General features: G+C 61.2%; 19 protein-coding genes. 14 read left to right on the top strand and 5 right to left on the bottom strand.

Annotated features, from left to right (window positions below; translation table 11 throughout):
* The first annotated feature begins 196 nt into the window (after positions 1–196).
* Positions 197–847 (top strand): fructose-6-phosphate aldolase, encoded by a 651-nt coding sequence (gene fsa / locus BN1124_RS06355; RefSeq protein WP_042640168.1) that lies wholly within the window; start codon positions 197–199, stop codon positions 845–847.
* A 68-nt stretch (positions 848–915) separates the two neighbouring features.
* A complete protein-coding gene (locus tag BN1124_RS06360; RefSeq protein ID WP_042640170.1) occupies positions 916–1,104 on the top strand; it encodes a hypothetical protein in 189 nt (62 codons plus the stop codon).
* Here the strand turns inward: BN1124_RS06360 and BN1124_RS06365 are convergent.
* Positions 1,101–2,297 carry a cyclic di-GMP phosphodiesterase gene (locus tag BN1124_RS06365; RefSeq protein ID WP_042640172.1) on the bottom strand — a complete coding sequence of 399 codons (1,197 nt, stop codon included), beginning with the start codon at positions 2,295–2,297 and terminating at the stop codon, positions 1,101–1,103. The two genes, BN1124_RS06360 and BN1124_RS06365, sit on opposite strands and share 4 nt — an antisense overlap.
* A 306-nt stretch (positions 2,298–2,603) precedes the next feature.
* Between BN1124_RS06365 and rsuA the strand changes: the two genes are divergently transcribed.
* Positions 2,604–3,296, top strand: coding sequence for a 16S rRNA pseudouridine(516) synthase RsuA (gene rsuA, locus BN1124_RS06370; RefSeq protein WP_042640174.1), 693 nt, complete (start codon positions 2,604–2,606; stop codon positions 3,294–3,296).
* Positions 3,297–3,460: 164 nt separating this feature from the next.
* On the opposite strand, the gene BN1124_RS06375 is transcribed toward rsuA, so the two are convergent.
* Positions 3,461–4,372, bottom strand: a complete 912-nt coding sequence (locus BN1124_RS06375; protein ID WP_042640176.1) for a DMT family transporter — start codon at positions 4,370–4,372, stop codon at positions 3,461–3,463.
* 167 nt (positions 4,373–4,539) lie between these two features.
* On the opposite strand from BN1124_RS06375, the gene BN1124_RS06380 reads away from it, so the two are divergent.
* Together BN1124_RS06380 and yfcE are read left to right on the top strand one after the other, a co-directional pair.
* Positions 4,540–6,192, top strand: coding sequence for a peptide ABC transporter substrate-binding protein (locus BN1124_RS06380; protein WP_042640178.1), 1,653 nt, complete (start codon positions 4,540–4,542; stop codon positions 6,190–6,192).
* 10 nt (positions 6,193–6,202) lie between these two features.
* On the top strand, positions 6,203–6,745 hold the full coding sequence (yfcE, locus tag BN1124_RS06385; RefSeq protein WP_042640180.1) for a phosphodiesterase: 543 nt from the start codon (positions 6,203–6,205) through the stop codon (positions 6,743–6,745).
* A gap of 30 nt (positions 6,746–6,775) precedes the next feature.
* Here yfcE and BN1124_RS06390 read toward each other — a convergent pair whose 3' ends face one another.
* The 3 genes from BN1124_RS06390 to flgA form a co-directional block, all read right to left on the bottom strand.
* On the bottom strand, positions 6,776–7,192 hold the full coding sequence (locus tag BN1124_RS06390) for a flagella synthesis protein FlgN (RefSeq protein ID WP_042640181.1): 417 nt from the start codon (positions 7,190–7,192) through the stop codon (positions 6,776–6,778).
* Positions 7,189–7,509: a flagellar biosynthesis anti-sigma factor FlgM gene (gene flgM, locus BN1124_RS06395; protein ID WP_033131129.1), complete on the bottom strand. Its 321-nt coding sequence runs from the start codon at positions 7,507–7,509 to the stop codon at positions 7,189–7,191. Before flgM ends, BN1124_RS06390 begins: the two co-directional genes overlap by 4 nt.
* Before the next feature lie 95 nt (positions 7,510–7,604).
* A complete protein-coding gene (gene flgA, locus BN1124_RS06400; protein WP_033131222.1) occupies positions 7,605–8,210 on the bottom strand; it encodes a flagellar basal body P-ring formation chaperone FlgA in 606 nt (201 codons plus the stop codon).
* A 234-nt stretch (positions 8,211–8,444) separates the two neighbouring features.
* Between flgA and BN1124_RS06405 the strand changes: the two genes are divergently transcribed.
* From BN1124_RS06405 to flgH, 9 genes are all read left to right on the top strand, one after another.
* Positions 8,445–9,356, top strand: coding sequence for a chemotaxis protein CheV (locus BN1124_RS06405; RefSeq protein ID WP_033131130.1), 912 nt, complete (start codon positions 8,445–8,447; stop codon positions 9,354–9,356).
* 18 nt (positions 9,357–9,374) lie between these two features.
* On the top strand, positions 9,375–10,199 hold the full coding sequence (locus BN1124_RS06410) for a CheR family methyltransferase (protein WP_042640184.1): 825 nt from the start codon (positions 9,375–9,377) through the stop codon (positions 10,197–10,199).
* A gap of 61 nt (positions 10,200–10,260) precedes the next feature.
* Entirely contained in the window at positions 10,261–10,659 is a 399-nt protein-coding gene (gene flgB / locus BN1124_RS06415) for a flagellar basal body rod protein FlgB (RefSeq protein WP_033131132.1), read from the top strand.
* On the top strand, positions 10,659–11,078 hold the full coding sequence (gene flgC / locus BN1124_RS06420; protein WP_005329775.1) for a flagellar basal body rod protein FlgC: 420 nt from the start codon (positions 10,659–10,661) through the stop codon (positions 11,076–11,078). Before flgB ends, flgC begins: the two co-directional genes overlap by 1 nt.
* Before the next feature lie 104 nt (positions 11,079–11,182).
* Positions 11,183–11,908, top strand: a complete 726-nt coding sequence (locus BN1124_RS06425; RefSeq protein ID WP_042640188.1) for a flagellar hook assembly protein FlgD — start codon at positions 11,183–11,185, stop codon at positions 11,906–11,908.
* Between the two features lie 23 nt (positions 11,909–11,931).
* Positions 11,932–13,290, top strand: a complete 1,359-nt coding sequence (gene flgE, locus BN1124_RS06430) for a flagellar hook protein FlgE (RefSeq protein WP_042640190.1) — start codon at positions 11,932–11,934, stop codon at positions 13,288–13,290.
* A 146-nt stretch (positions 13,291–13,436) separates the two neighbouring features.
* Positions 13,437–14,183: a flagellar basal-body rod protein FlgF gene (gene flgF / locus BN1124_RS06435; protein ID WP_042640192.1), complete on the top strand. Its 747-nt coding sequence runs from the start codon at positions 13,437–13,439 to the stop codon at positions 14,181–14,183.
* A gap of 14 nt (positions 14,184–14,197) precedes the next feature.
* Positions 14,198–14,986 carry a flagellar basal-body rod protein FlgG gene (gene flgG / locus BN1124_RS06440; protein WP_033131136.1) on the top strand — a complete coding sequence of 263 codons (789 nt, stop codon included), beginning with the start codon at positions 14,198–14,200 and terminating at the stop codon, positions 14,984–14,986.
* A gap of 108 nt (positions 14,987–15,094) precedes the next feature.
* Positions 15,095–15,766, top strand: a complete 672-nt coding sequence (gene flgH, locus BN1124_RS06445; protein ID WP_033131137.1) for a flagellar basal body L-ring protein FlgH — start codon at positions 15,095–15,097, stop codon at positions 15,764–15,766.
* Positions 15,767–15,789: the final 23 nt, after the last annotated feature.

Consider the following 15,789-nt stretch of genomic DNA (forward strand, 5'->3'; position numbering starts at 1 on the left):
AGCGTGGTAAAGGTGCGGATCCGAGGGTGGGCACACAGCGCATTGGGTTGTGCTGGTCGCGCAGATGTCACCCTAAATCATTTGATCGACATCTTATTTGCTTTCGTTCGTAAGTTGATTTGATTTTGATCAAGAGTTTGGGGGATAGGTTGTCGTTAGAATGGCGACAGCTTGAACATCTCATTAGGAGTCAGACATGGAGCTTTATCTCGATACCGCCGATGTGGCCGCGGTGCGCCGCTGGTCCAGAGTTCTGCCGCTGGCGGGAGTCACCACCAATCCGAGCATTGCCGCCGCCGGGGGCCAGCCCCTGGCCAGCCTGCTGCCTGCCTTGCGGGAGGTACTGGGGCCAAAGGCGCGGCTGTTTGCCCAGGTGATGGCAAAGACGGAGGCGGGGATGGTGCGAGAGGCGTTGGCCTTGCGCGAGCTGGACCCGGATCTGGTGATCAAGATACCCGTGTGCGGGGAGGGGCTGGCGGCCATCAAGACGCTGACGACGGAGGGGGTGCCGACGCTGGGAACGGCAGTCTATACGCCTCTGCAAGGTTGGTTGGCCGCCCTGGCGGGGGCCGAATATGTGGCGCCCTATGTCAACCGGCTCGATGCTCAGGGCGGTGACGGCATCAAGGCCGTGCAGGAGTTACAGCAACTGCTGGCGCTGCATGTGCCGGGCAGCAAGGTGTTGGCGGCCTCTTTTAGAACCCCGCGTCAGGCGCTGGATTGCCTGCTGGCGGGCTGCCAGTCCATCACCCTGCCGCTCGATGTGGCCGAGCAGCTGCTCAATGTGCCGGCGGTGGATGCGGCGCTTGCCAGGTTCGACCAGGATTGGCAGCGGGCCTTCGGCTAGGGTCGGGGCAGGGGGCACTACACTCTGGGGAGGCCCGGCATCCCGGGCCCTCTGGCAGGAGGTTCCCCATGAGCGATCACAGTCTGTTGCCCCAGGGCGAGGATCTGCGCCGCGCGGTGCGCTGGCTCGGTGAGCATCAGCAGCACGACTTGCGGGCCATCGAGGAGGCCAGCCAGCGTTTTTGCCTGTCCCCCCTGGATGAGGAGTTCCTCATCCGCTACTGCCGCGAGCAGCGGCCCGAGTTTCGCGATCGCTAGACGAAGTTCGCGAGGTTGATGTCAAACTCCTTGGGATCCACTGTGCATTCGATGGATTCCTGCACCCCGCTCCTGGCGAGATCCAGCCACTGTACCTCGAGGTAGTGACGCTGGCCGGTGTGATAGATCACCTTCACCACCGGCTTGAGCGGCTCCTGGGGATTGCGCTGCATGACGATGGCAAGGCGCTGGTTGGACAGTTGCACCAGGGTGCCGACCGGATAGACCCCCATGCACTTGATGAAGCGGGTGACCAGCTCCCGATCGAAGTGGTGATCGGCCCCCTTGAGCAGGATCCGGAACGCCTGGGTCGGCTGCATGCCCTGCTTGTAGACCCTGTCAGCCGTCACGGCATCGTAGACATCGACGATGCCGCTCATGCGGGTGTAGAGGGAGAGCTGGGGCCCCTTCAGCCGGCGGGGGTAGCCGCTGCCATCGAGCCGCTCGTGGTGATTGGCCGCCACCTCCAGCATGATGGGGGTGATGCCGGCCGTCGCCAGCAGAATGTCGTGGCTGTGCACCACGTGCAGGCGCATCACGCCAAACTCCTCGTCGGTCAGTTTGCCCGGTTTGTTGAGCACCTCGTCCGGGGTCATGATCTTGCCCACGTCGTGCAGCAGCCCCCCCAGGGTCAGCTCCTTGAGCACGCCGCGCTCCAGCCCCAGATAGCGGCCGAAGTTGGCCAAGAGGATGGCCACGTTCATGGAGTGCTCCATCAGGTAGGCATCCTTGGCCCGGATCCGGGCGAGGCAAAGCATGGCATCGCCGTGGCTGAACATGGTGTCCACCATCTCCTCGGCGACCGCAGCGAGCGGCGTGATGTCGATGGGTTCCCCCGCCTTGAGCTGGCGGATGAACTTGCCCTGCAGCTCGCGCGCCTCCTGATACAGCCGGCGGATCTTGAGCTCGCGCCCCTCGCCGTTGGCACTGCCACCGGGACGGGGCGTGCTGGCAGAGGGGTCGTCAGGCTGGGGGGAGGTGGCCGGCTCGCGCCCGGCCAGCTTGCTGCGGGAGAGATCCACCTGCACGGCGCTGACCCCGCGCAGGATCAGAGCCTCGATCTGCTTGGGGTTGGTGACCAGTCCTGTCTGGGCAATTTCCATGGCGCCGGTCTGGCGGGTGATGGCAACCACATACATGCCAGATTGCAGTTGGTTGACGGGGATGACGGGATGAGGCGTGCTCGACTTCATACGGCTTCCTGACATTATTATGCGTAACGGGCGCGTGATCGAGCAATCTACCACGACACTATTGAGTCTGTGCCTGTTTGTGTGGTTTTTGTCATCGAAACCAGCTTGTATCGCTATGTAACACCAAGATTGAGGCATTGGGGGGCGGCTTTCAAGCACCGTCTTCGGACCGACCTCACCTGGGCCGGTGCAGGCGCTTGTCGTGCATCTGATCATCCCGTGACCCCGATCCTTGCTTAGTGCTGGCGTTGTCTGGCCCGGCCGATATAATGACGCCCCTTTATTGATGGACTCCGAGGTTTGTGCATGCGGCTCGATAAGTTTCTTTGCGATTGCTCCGATTTGACCCGTTCCCAGGCGGGCAAGCTGATCCGTCAGGGTGAGGTGATGGTGGACGGGATCCTGGTCAAGCAGCCCGCCTTTCACATCAACGAGCAGAGCCAGATCGAGTTCGATGGTGTCATGCTCTCGCTGGATCAACGCAACCGCTACTTCATGCTGCACAAACCGGAAGGCTACGTCTGCTCTAACGAGGATCCGGATCACGCCACCGTCTTCCAGCTGCTGGATGAGCCCGCCATGGGCAAGCTGCACGTGGTGGGTCGGCTCGATCTCGACACCACCGGGTTGGTGCTGATCACCGATGACGGCCAGTGGTCCCATCGCATCACCTCGCCACGCCACGAGTGCGCCAAGACCTATCACGTCTGGCTGGCCGATCCCGTGAGCGAGGATGCCATCTCCCTGTTTGCCGACGGTGTCTTCCTGCGCAACGAGGAAGACAAGACCCGCCCTGCGCAGCTGGAACTGCTGGGGGAGTGCGAGGCACTGCTGACCATTCACGAGGGCAAGTATCATCAGGTGAAGCGGATGTTCGCCGCCATCGGCAACAAGGTGGTGGGGCTGCATCGGGAGCAGATCGGAGAGCTGGTGCTGGATGAGGAACTGGCGCCGGGTGAATATCGTGAGCTGACCGACGCCGAGATTGCCCTGTTCTGATCGCCCTATGGGGCAACGAAAGTCCGGTTTCGCAGGGATGTGACCGCGCCTATGTCCCTGGGTTGAGGCGAATCGAACCTGCAGGATCCCGTGAACGTGCAGGTTCGCATGGTTAAGCGGCTTAGGCCGAGAGCATCAACACCCGGCGTCAACGCCGGGTCGCCTTATCCCGCCCCCAGCACCAGGGCCGTGCCCAGGGTCGCCAGCAGGGCGCCAGCCCAGGCGGGCAGGGCGGGGCGCACTCCCGAATGCCACCACAGCAGGGGCAGCAGTATGACCGGGGTAGTGGAGGAGAGGATCGCCACCATGCCCACATCCCCCTGACGCAATGCCACCAGAATGAGCGTCATCCCGAGGGCCATCGCCAGGAAGCCGTTGATCCCTATCATGCCGAGCACCCGCCGATTGATGGGATTCTGTGGCATGGCCAGCGGCACCCGCAGCAGCCGCAACACAGAGTGCGCCAACAGGGCGCTGCCCATGCGAATGCCGGAGGCGCTCACCGCGTCCACCTCGCCACTCATCATCACCGGCTTGGCGATGATGGCCCCCAGGCTCTGACACAGGGCCGCGGTCAGCCCCAGCCCTATGCCGATGGCCAGATGGCCGCGTACCTGCTCCCACTCGTTGTGCTGCTGAGACTGCTGCGAGTTGCCGCGTCGCCCGAACAGGATGGCGAGCATGACCCCGGCCAGCACCAGCAAAGCCCCCACCAGCCGCCAGCCATCGAGCCGCTCGCCAAACAGCCAGAGGCCGAGCAGGGCGGAGAAGAGGGCGTGGCAGGAGAACAGTAAACCGCTGCGACGGGGTCCCAGCCGGTTCATGCAGGCGAAGAGGGCGGTGTCGCCGACGAAGATGCCGATGAGCCCGGACAGGGCCAGCAGGGGCAGGGCGCTCTCGGTGAGGGTCTGCCAGCCACCGGTGACCAGGCTGGCACTGCCCAGCATCAGGCTGACCAGGAACATCCGCCAGCGGCTGTAGGCGAAGGCCCCCAGATGGCGGGCCGGTTTGACGGAAATCAGGGCGGCAATCGCCCATAAACTGGCCGCTGCCAGCGCCAGCCACTCGTACCCCATAAAAACTCCTAAAAAAAACTCCCGAAGGACTCCATCTATCGGGCAAGCCCGATACAATACGGGCCGTCTTCGGGGATAACAAGCGCGGCATCATGCATTCTCACCCGGGCGCGCCGCCGGCCTTCCCCCTTATTTGCAGTCAAAAAGAATTGAATGAGGTTTATGTCATGGTTCACCGTCCGGCAGTTCACTGCTCCCTCCACCGGCCAGTCCGTCGCTGGCTCCCTTCCGTGCTGCTGGGTCTGATGCTGGCGCCGCCCTTGCAGGCCACCACTGTGGTGCAACAGCCTACGCTGTCGGACAGGCAGACCCTGGTCAAGGGCAACGGCGCCGAGCCGGAATCCCTGGATCCGGCCCAGATCCGCACCGGTTTTCCGGGAGAGGTGGTGCTGGTGGATCTGTTCGAGGGGCTGGTGAGCGAGGATGGGCAGGGCAAGATAGTACCGGCTCAGGCCCAGCGCTGGGAGACCAGCGAGGATGGGCTGGTGTGGCGCTTCTTCCTGCGCCCGCAGCTCAAGTGGTCAAACGGCGAGCCGCTGGTGGCACAGGATTTTGTCTACGCCTGGCGGCGTCTGCTGGATCCGGCCCAGGCCTCGCCGTCCGCCGGCCTGCTGTTGGCCACCGGCATCAACAATGCCCAGTCTATCTATGCCGGCGCCCTCGATCTCGGGGCGCTGGGGGTCGAGGCCGAGAGCGATCAGATCCTCAAGGTGACCCTGGAGCGGCCCGTGCCCTACTTCCTGCAACTCATCAGCCAGCGCCCCTTCGTGCCGGTCAATGCCAAGGCGGTGGCCCAGTTTGGCAAGCAGTGGACCCAACCCGGCAAGCTGGTCAGTAATGGCGCTTACAAGCTGGTGAACTGGGTGCCGAACGAGCGTATCGAGGCGGAGCGCAACGCCCAGTACTGGGACGATGCCCACTCCCGCATCCAGCGAGTGACCTATCTGCCGCTCGCCTCCCAGCATGCGGAGCGGCTGCGCTACGAGGCGGGGGAGATCCAGCTCACCAACAAGGTGGCGCTGGAGTATTACCAGAAAACCATGCAGGAGACCCCCGAGCGGATCTGGGGCTTGCCGCTGCTCGGCACCTATCTCTATACCTTCAACCTGCGCCGGCCCGAACTGCAGGATGTGCGGGTGCGTCAGGCGCTTTCCATGGCCATCGATCGCCACCTGCTGACCGAGAAGGTCAGTGGCCAGGGAGAGCCGCCGGCCTGGTCCCTGTTGCCCGCCATGCCGGGTTATGAGGAGCTCGACACCGGGTTGTCCTTGCTGGATCAACCGACTCGGCTGGCCAAGGCGAGCGCCTTGCTGAACGAGGCCGGCTACAACAGCGCCCATCCCCTCAAGCTGACGCTGACCTACAACACCTCGGAGAACCACAAGAAGCTGGCGCTGGCGGTGGCGGCCATGTGGAAGCCGCTGGGAGTGATGGTGGAGCTCAACAACATGGAATGGAACGCCTACCAGGTGGCGAAAGACAGCGGAGATTTCATGCTGGCCCGCTCGTTTTTGTTTGGTGATTATGTTGAGCCTTCCTCCATGCTCAACAGTTTCCGCTGCCAGGATCCCCAGAACGAGAGCGGCTACTGCAATCCGGCCTTCGATGGGCTGTTGCAGCAAGCGGCGGATACCCTGAACGACACCACCCGGACCGGGCTCTACCACCAGGCCGAGCAGTTGCTGATGGACGAGGTACCGGCCATTCCGGTTTATCACTACAACCAGATGCGGCTGGTGGATCCCACCCTGCGCGGCCTGCCCAGCCGCAACCTGAAGGGCGCGATCGCCACCAAGGATCTCTATTTCAGTCAGCCATGAGGAAAGCGGGATGAAGATAGCCATTATCTCCGATGTGCACGGCAGCCTGGATGCCCTGGAGCGGGTGTTGGCGCGGCTCGCCCCCTGGCAGCCGGATCACTACCTGCTGCTCGGCGACTTGCTCAATCACGGTCCGCGCAACCCGGTCCCCGCGGGCTATGCGCCCGTGGCGGTGGCCGAGCGGCTCAACCAGCTGGCCCCCCGCATCATGGCGGTGCGGGGCAACTGCGATTCGGAAGTGGATCAGATGCTGCTCGATTTCCCCATCACGGCGCCCTACAACCAGTTGCTGGTGGACGGGCGGCGCTGGTTCGCCAGTCACGGCCACCTCTATCGTCCCGAGGAGGTGCCGCTGCCGGCCGGCAGCCTGTTTATCAGCGGCCATACCCATCTCCCCCTGCTGCAACGGGAAGGGGATCTGGTGCTGGTGAACCCGGGATCCATCTGTTTTCCACGGGGTGACTGGGCGGCCAGTTATGGCTGTTACGAAGAGGGGATGCTGCGCATCCATGGCTGCAACGATGGCGCCGAGCTGATGCGGCTGGTGCTGTAAAACGCTAACGAATGGAAAGAGAGGGAAGGATCAGGCCTTGATACCCAGGGAGCGGGTGCCGGAGCGGGTGTTGCCCTTGGCGTCGTAGGTCAGGGAGTTTCTGTCGCGCAGCTTGCTCAGGAAACTGGCAAGGCGACGGTTGGAGATGATGCTGAGCTCGAGCAGTCGACCATTGAGGTTATTTTGCTCCTGGCAGGCGTCCAGCTTGGCTTGCAATGCCTGCATCTGTGCCGGGAAGGCCGCGAGTCGTTGCTGCAGATCGGGCAGCTCGGCCAGACTCTTGTCCAGGGTCTCGATGGCCAGCAGCAGCAGCTGCTTGCGATCGGTCAGCGCCGGCAAGGCCAGGGCCTGGTGTTGTTTGAGCAGGTCAAACTCCTCTGCCAGCAAGCCTTGCATCTGGGAGAGGTATTCGTCTTGAGCGTGCAGCAGCGAAGGCAGATCCATCATCCGAGCCGTTTATCCAGATCGGCTTCAAAACTGAACATCTTCTTGGCCACGGCGGCGCTGTCGACCTTGTATTCTCCACTGGCCACGGCCTTCTTCAGGCTTTCGACGCGGCTTTCATTACCGGTGGAGGCGGTGTTGAGGGTCTTCTGCATCTGTTGCAATTGCTGCGCCTCGCTGGTCAAGGAGACAGAGTCAGTCTTGACGGTTGCCGCGCGGTTGCCTTCGGCCGAGGTCGTAGACTTGCTGGCCACACCCTGACTGGTTGCGTTATTTTGCAACCTGCTGTTTGCCAAGTTGTTGATATTGTTGATAGCCATACGCTTTACCTTCGTCTGCTTTGCTGTTCGCTTATCTGTTTATCGGTGACGGTGGTCAGAACTTTAGAAAAAAAATCGAAGCATTAACAAAATAATCAGAATGTGACCACCACGGAACCAACGGCACTGACGGTGCCCTGTACCTGCCTGCCCGAGCGAATGTTGACTAGCCTGATCATGTCTCCGAAGCTGCCATCTTGCAAGGCTCGGGCCATGGTTTTGATCTGCATGCTGCTATTTTCGGCGAGGAGGGTCACCTCATCTCCCTTGCACACCACGCAGACCTGGGTGAGCCGAACGGGTTGGCCCGGTTTCAGCTCACGCTTGCTGCGTGCGCCGATGAGGGGGGCCGGATCGCTCAGATAGTCGCCCCGGATCTGGGTCTGATCCTGATAGGCCAGGGTCAGCATGGATTCACTGAGGATGTCGCCCTTGGCCACCGGGGCGGCCACCGTGACATAGGGTTTCTGGATGCTGACTCGCACCGGCAGGTAGAGATCCCAGGGCTGCGCCGATTCGCACTTGAGATAGACGGTGGTGTTGCGGCGGATCTCCATCTTGGCAGGGAAGGAGATGGTCAGCGCCTCCTCGCAGCGGTTCAGGGGGAGGCGTTCATCGATGGCGGCGGCCTTGACCTCGGCCTGGGCATCGAGGGGGATGTCCAGCTGGCCGAGAACGAACTCCTGCGCCTGTTCCTGCAGGTATTGGGTGACCTCGGACGCCATGGCGTGAGAGAGGCCGCAAAACGGCAGTAAGATCAGGAAAAGTCTACTAATCATTTTTGCTTGCCGGTCGATAAGTTGATCACGTATACCACCGTAGTTAACTATGCTTGCTGCTGAATTTGGTTGCCGAGACATTGATCGTCTGACGCAAGCCAACCCGCATGCAGCGACATATGCACGATCAGTGCCAAGCGTTTTTAGGGAGTGTTTATGGCGAGTATTCTGGACTCGGTCAACCAACGGACCCAGCTGGTGGGACAAAACCGGCTGGAGTTGCTGTTGTTTCGTCTCAATGGACGTCAAAGATTTGGCATCAACGTGTTCAAGGTGCGTGAGGTGCTGCAATGCCCCCCCTTGACCGTGATGCCGAAACTCAACTCCTGCATTCGCGGTGTGGCTCATATCCGTGGCCAGACCATCTCGGTGATCGATCTCAGCATGGCGATGGGCAATCGCCCGATCCAGGATATCTCCAAGTGCTTCATCATCATCTCCGAGTACAACAGATCCATTCAGGGGTTCCTGGTGCAGTCGGTCGAGCGCATCATCAACATGAACTGGGAGTCCATACTGCCGCCGCCCAAGGGGGCCGGTCGCATCAACTACATGACGGCGGTCACCGAGGTGGACGGTGAGCTGGTGGAAATCCTGGACGTGGAGCGGATCTTGAACGAGATCTCGCCGGTCTCCACCGAGGTGAGTGCCGAGCTGGTGGAAGCCAGCGTGGAGCGTAATCCCCATGGACGTCCGGTGCTGGTCGCCGATGACTCCTCGGTGGCGCGCAAGCAGGTGCAGCGGGCACTGGAGGCGATCGGAGTGCAGTGTGTACTGGCCAAGGATGGGCGCGAGGCGCTCAACATGCTGCTGGAGATGGCCAAGCTGGGTCCCATCAAGGATCAGATTGCGCTGGTCATCTCCGACATCGAGATGCCGGAGATGGACGGTTACACCTTCACGGCGGAGATCCGCAACAATCCCGCACTCAAGGAGTTGCATGTTATCCTGCATACCTCCCTCAGCGGGGTGTTCAATCAGGCCATGGTACAAAAGGTTGGCGCGAACAATTTCATTGCCAAATTCCAGCCCGATGAATTGGCCAAGGCCGTACAAGGCGCTCTCTAATAAAGAAGAAAAAACTGCATGAAGACACTGTCGGACGACTTATACAAACAATTCAGCAATTTTCTGGCGCTGCAGAGCGGCATAGTGCTGGGTGACAACAAACAGTATCTGGTCAAGAGCCGTCTGTCGCCCTTGATGACTCAGTTTGGTATCGAGAGTCTGTCTGAACTGGTGACCCGGGCGATGAACGTGCGCGAACGGGATCTGAAGATGGCCGTGATTGACGCCATGACCACCAACGAGACTCTGTGGTTTCGCGATACCTATCCGTTCCAGTTGCTGAGCGACAAGATTTTCCCGGAGCTCGGCAAGAGCGGCCGTCCCATCAAGATCTGGTCCGCCGCCTCTTCCTCGGGGCAGGAGCCTTACTCCATCGCCATGACGGCGCTGGAGCAGCAGGTCAAGCGGCCGGGTACCTTGCCGGGCGGGGTGCAGATAGTGGGGACCGACATCTCCAGCACCATGCTCAACCAGTGCAAGGAGGGGGTCTATGACAGCCTGGCGCTGGCACGCGGCTTGTCCCCCGAGCGCAAGCGGTTGTTCTTCGAGGCTCATGGTGACAACAAGATGCGGGTGGTGGAGCGTGTCAGAAAATTGACCAGCTTCCGGCCCCTGAACCTGCTGGAGAGCTACAGCCTGCTCGGCAAGTTCGACATCATCTTCTGCCGCAACGTGCTCATCTACTTTGCGCCCGAAGTGAAGTCCAAGATCCTCAACCAGTTCGCCAGCAGCCTCAATCCCGGCGGCTATCTGATGCTGGGGGCCTCGGAGTCCCTTGCCGGTCTCACCGACAAGTTCGAGATGATCCGCTGCAACCCCGGCATCGTCTACAAGATCAAATAACCCCTTCCAATCCCCCTTTGGCACACCTCTTGCTAAACATTCGTGAAGCAGGAGGTGCGCTATGGCAATTTCATTCGACAAGGCATTCGGTATTCACCAATACACGCTGAGCGTTCGCGCCAAGCGTGCGGAGGTGCTATCGAGCAACATCGCCAACGCGGATACCCCGGGCTTCAAGGCCAGGGACATCAACTTCTCCCAGGCGCTGCAGGATGCCCAGGGCCAGCAAGGCTTTGGCCTCGCCACCACCAGCGAGAAGCACTTCGCCTTGCAGATGGATGCCCCGGGCACGACCCAGTACCGCAACCCCCTGCAACCGGATACCGGTGACGGCAATACCGTGGATGTGCAACAGGAGCGCAGCGAGTTCCTGCGCAACAGCCTCGAGTATCAGGCCTCCCTCGAATTCATGAACGGCAAGATAAGCGGCCTGCTCAAGGCACTGAAAGGAGATCAATGATGAGTTTGTTCAAGGTCTTTGACATTGCAGGCTCAGCCATGAGTGCGCAGTCGGTTCGCCTCAACACGGTCGCCAGCAACATGGCCAACGCCGACAGCGTCAGCTCCAGCGTGGAAAAAACTTACCATGCCCGGCGGCCAGTCTTTGCCGCCCAGCTGGATCAGGCCATGTCCGACAAGCAGGCCTCGGTCGGGGTCGACGTGAAGGGCATAGTGGAGAGCGATGCGCCCCTGCTCAAGGAATACAACCCGAACCACCCCATGGCGGACAAGGATGGCTTCATCTTCAAACCCAACGTCAACATGGTGGAGGAGATGGCCGACATGATTGCCGCCTCCCGCAGTTACCAGACCAACGTCCAGGTCGCCGACGCGGCCAAGAAGATGCTGCAGCAGACGCTCGGCCTCGGCAAATCCTGATAGAGGTGAACCAGATGACAGAGACCTGTGACAGCCTGCCTGGCCGCAGCCATTGGCTCGGCCTGTGCGGCGCGCGGCAAACCCGAACAGAGGGGGGAGCATAAGTGGCAGATACCTATGACAGCCTGCTCGGTGTCAACCGGACGTCGACGAACCAGACCAGTACGGCCAACACCACGACCCAGAAGAAGGAGCTCGATCAGGCCTCCTTCCTCAAGCTGCTGACCATGCAGCTCTCCTATCAGGATCCGTTCAAGCCGGTGGACAACGCCCAGATGTTGTCCCAGATGACATCCATGTCGACTTCGGAGGGGATCAGCAGCCTCTCCACCCAGATGGGCAGCCTCAACAGCCTGATGACCTCCAGCCAGGCGCTGCAGGCGTCGGCGCTGGTGGGCCAGAATGTGCTCATCCCCTCCAACACCGGCTATCTGGAGAAGGGCGGGTCCGTCTCCGGCATGATCGCCACCGGCGACGGCGCCAGCAACCTCAAGGTGACGGTGAAGGACGAGAGCGGTCAGGTCGTCAAGGAGTTTGCCATCGAGGGCGAGAAAAAGGGCAACGTGGCCTTCGAGTGGGACGGCAAGGACAAGGACGGCAACCTGGCCAAGAGCGGCAAATACCAGATCGAGATCCACGGCACAGTGAATGGCAAATCGGAGGCTATCCCGGCACTGGCCTATGCCCAGGTCGAGAGCGTCACCCTCGGCACCAGCACCAACCCCAGCACCCTCAAACTCAAGGGCCTGGGTGGCATCTATCTGACCGACGTATTGGAAATTGGCGGCACGGGTGGCAAGTCGACTCCGACCCCGACCCCGACCACATAACGCAGTGATCTAAGGAGAAAGACATGTCATTCAACAATGCCCTCAGCGGCATCAATGCGGCTCAAAAAGACCTGAACGTCACCGCGAACAACATTGCCAACGTCAATACCACCGGCTTCAAGGAGTCTCGCGCCGAATTCGCGGACGTCTACGCCAACTCCATCTTCGTCAATGCCAAGACCCAGGTCGGCAACGGGGTGGCGACCGGCGCCGTGGCCCAGCAGTTCCATCAGGGGGCGCTGCAATTTACCAATAACGCGCTGGATCTCGCCATTCAGGGCAACGGCTTCTTCGTTACCTCCGATAGCATGAATAGCCTGGACCGCACCTATACCCGTTCAGGGGCCTTCAAGCTCAACGAAAACAGCTACATGGTCAGCAACTCCGGCGGCTACCTGCAGGGATACGAGACCAACGCCGACGGCACCCCCAAGGCGGTCAGCATCAACGCGACCAAGCCCATCCAGATCCCGGATCGGGCCGGCGAGCCCGTCATGACGTCCCGGATAGATGCCGGCTTCAACCTGCCCTCCACGGCGTCTCCGCTGGCGGCGGGCAACGGTGCCGCAGATGCCTCCAAGTTCGATCCCAAGGATTCGACCACTTACTCCTCCTCCACCTCTGTGGTGGTCTACGACTCCCTGGGGGAGCCGCACACCATCACCCAGTACTTCGTCAAGGAAGCCGATCCGGCGGATGTGACCAAGCCGGTCGTGCCGACCGCCTGGCGTATGTACCTTTATCAGGGCGACAAGCCCATCGACATCGCGGGTGGTACCGCCACCACCATGGCGACCGGCGTCAGCCAGGCCCCCCTGAGTGCCAAGGTGACCTTCGATGCCTCCGGCAAGATGGTGACCCCGACCACACCGGCGGTCATCAAGACGGAAGCACTGGGAACTCCGGGCGCCGGCATCATCACCAATGGCGCCGACGGCACCCAGGCGATCGAGCTCAAGTTCGGCACCGTGACCCAGTATTCCTCACCGTTCGAGGTCAACAAGTTGACTCAGGATGGCTCCACCGTCGGTCGCTTGACCAAGGTCGAGATCGGGGCGGACGGTATCGTCTCCGCGACTTACAGCAATGCGACCACGGTCAAGGTAGCCATGGTGGCCATGGCCAAGTTCGCCAACTCCCAGGGGCTGACCCAGGTGGGGGACACCTCCTGGCGCCAATCCATGCTCTCCGGCGATGCGCTGCCGGGTACTCCAAACTCGGGCACCTTCGGCTCCATCAAGTCCTCGGCGCTGGAGCAGTCCAACGTGGACCTGACCACTGAGCTGGTGGATCTCATCACCGCCCAGCGCAACTTCCAGGCGAACTCCCGCTCGCTGGAAGTGAACACCTCGCTGCAGCAGAGCATCTTGCAGATCCGCTAACCGGTTTTTTATCTACAGAGGGCGCTTCGGCGCCCTTTTTTGCGCCTGTTCCGGGCGTTTTTCCGCCTCTGCCGTGCCCTCTTTATTTGTCTTGGCATTCAACTTGCAGTCGTTCCCCCAGAGTCATCTGTTTGACGGAGGATCCCATGGATCACCTGCTTTATATCGCCATGTCCGGGGCCAAGGAGAACATGAACAGCCTGGCTGTGCGTGGCAACAACCTGGCCAACGCCAACACCATCGGCTTCAAGTCTGACTTCGAGCAGGCGCGCAGCATGCAGGCGTTTGGCGAAGGGCTGCCCACGCGGGTGTTCGCCATGACCGAGAGTCCGGGCCAGAACCTGCAACACGGCATGCTGATGACCACGGGGCGGGATCTTGACGTCGCCATCGACGGCCCGGGCTGGATTGCGGTGCAGGACCCCAATGGGAAAGAAGCCTATACCCGCATGGGCAACTTGCAGCTCAATGCGGCCGGCAACCTGCAGACCTCGACCGGGCTCAACGTGGTAGACGACGGCGGTCAGCCAATAGTGCTGCCGCTGCCCATGGAGAAGATCGAGATCAACCGGGATGGCACCATCAGCGGCCGTCCCGAAGGGGCAGCCGCCAACCTGCCGGAAGATTTCCAGCGCATCAAGCTGGTCAATCCGGCCAGCGACACGGTGGCGAAGGGGCAGGATGGCCTGTTCCGTCGCAAGGATGGCCAGAATGAAGCCGCCTCCGCCGAGGTCGGCCTGCTGGCGGGCTCGCTGGAAGGCAGCAACGTCAACGTGGTCGACGAGATGACCAACCTTATTCGCTTGCAACGTCAGTTTGAAACTCAGGTCAAGATCATGAAGACCGCCGAGGAAAATGACGAGGCCCAAACCCAGCTGCTGCGTATCAGCTAATCAAGGAGCACACCATGAATCCTGCACTCTGGATCAGCAAGACCGGCCTCGATGCCCAGCAGACCAACATCTCTGTCACCTCGAACAACCTCGCCAACGCCAGCACCGTTGGCTACAAGAAGGCTCGCGCCATCTTCGAGGACTTGCTCTATCAGAACATCAACCAGCCAGGTGGCCGCTCCTCGGCGGATACCGAACTGCCGTCCGGTCTGATGCTGGGGGCGGGGGCCAAGGTGGTCGCCACCCAGAAGAACCACAGCCAGGGCAACGTGCAGACCACGGACAACTCCCTGGACCTGATGATCAGCGGTCGCGGCTACTTCGAGATCCAGCTGCCGGATGGCAGCGCCGCCTATACCCGCAATGGCCAGTTCACCCTCAACGATGAGGGCACCATAGTGACCCCGGGCAACGGCTACCCGCTGCAACCGGAGATCCAGATCCCCGAAAATGCCCAGAGCGTGACCGTAGGGGAAGATGGCCAGGTCTCGGTGCAGCTCAAGGGGGACGGCCAGTCTCAGGTGGTGGGCCAGATCAATACCACCGACTTCGTCAACCCCACCGGCCTGCAACCCATGGGGGAGAACTTGTTCCTCGAGACCCAGTCGAGCGGTGCGCCCATCCAGGGCACGGCCGGTGCGGACGGACTCGGGGTCGTCAAGCAGGGCATGCTGGAGACCTCCAACGTCAACGTGACCGAGGAGCTGGTGAACCTCATTCAGGCCCAGCGGGTCTATGAGATGAACTCCAAGGTCATCTCGGCGGTGGACTCCATGATGTCCTTCCTGACCCAGCGGACCTAAGTGAAGGCGACATGATAAAGAGACTGTTTTGGCAACGCTTGGCGGTGGAGGTCCTAGTGCCCTTCCTGACCCAACGCACCTAATCAGGAACATAAGCGGAGACGCATGATGAAAGCCATCTGGATGCTGGGCCTGCTGACGCTGACAGGCTGCGCCAGCACACCCAATACCGCCAAACCCGACGATCCCGACTTCGCCCCCGTTTATGGCGAGTCTGAGCCGGTCTCTGTCCGGCCAACCGGCGCCATCTTCCAGCCCGAGCAGGTCAATGGCATCTATTCGGACATCAAGGCCCACAGGGTGGGTGACATCATCACCATCCAGCTGGCCGAATCGACCTCGGCGTCGAAGAAGGCCAACACCCAGAGCGGCAAGGACAACAAACTGGAGCTGGAGCCCGTCACCCTGGGCGGGGTGCCGGTGACGGCGAGCCCCTATGATCTGTCGGCCTCCATCGGCCAGACCAGCGCGTTCAAGGGCCAGGCCAAGGCGGATCAGAGCAACAGCCTGCAAGGCAACATCTCGGTCAGCGTGGTCAAGGTCTTGCCGAACGGCAATCTGCTGGTGCGCGGCGAGAAGTGGATCATGCTCAACAACGGCAACGAATACATCCGCATCACCGGCCTGGTGCGACCCGAGGATGTGACCTCGGAGAACAGCGTGTCGTCCCAGCGGGTCGCCAATGCGCGTATCCATTACGGCGGCACCGGCGATCTGGCCAACACCCAGGAACAGGGTTGGCTGACCAGCTTCTTCAACGGTCCTTGGTGGCCCATTTAGGATTCACTGGACCCAGGTCCAGT

Source organism: Aeromonas eucrenophila (assembly GCF_000819865.1).
GTDB classification, from domain to species: domain Bacteria; phylum Pseudomonadota; class Gammaproteobacteria; order Enterobacterales; family Aeromonadaceae; genus Aeromonas; species Aeromonas eucrenophila.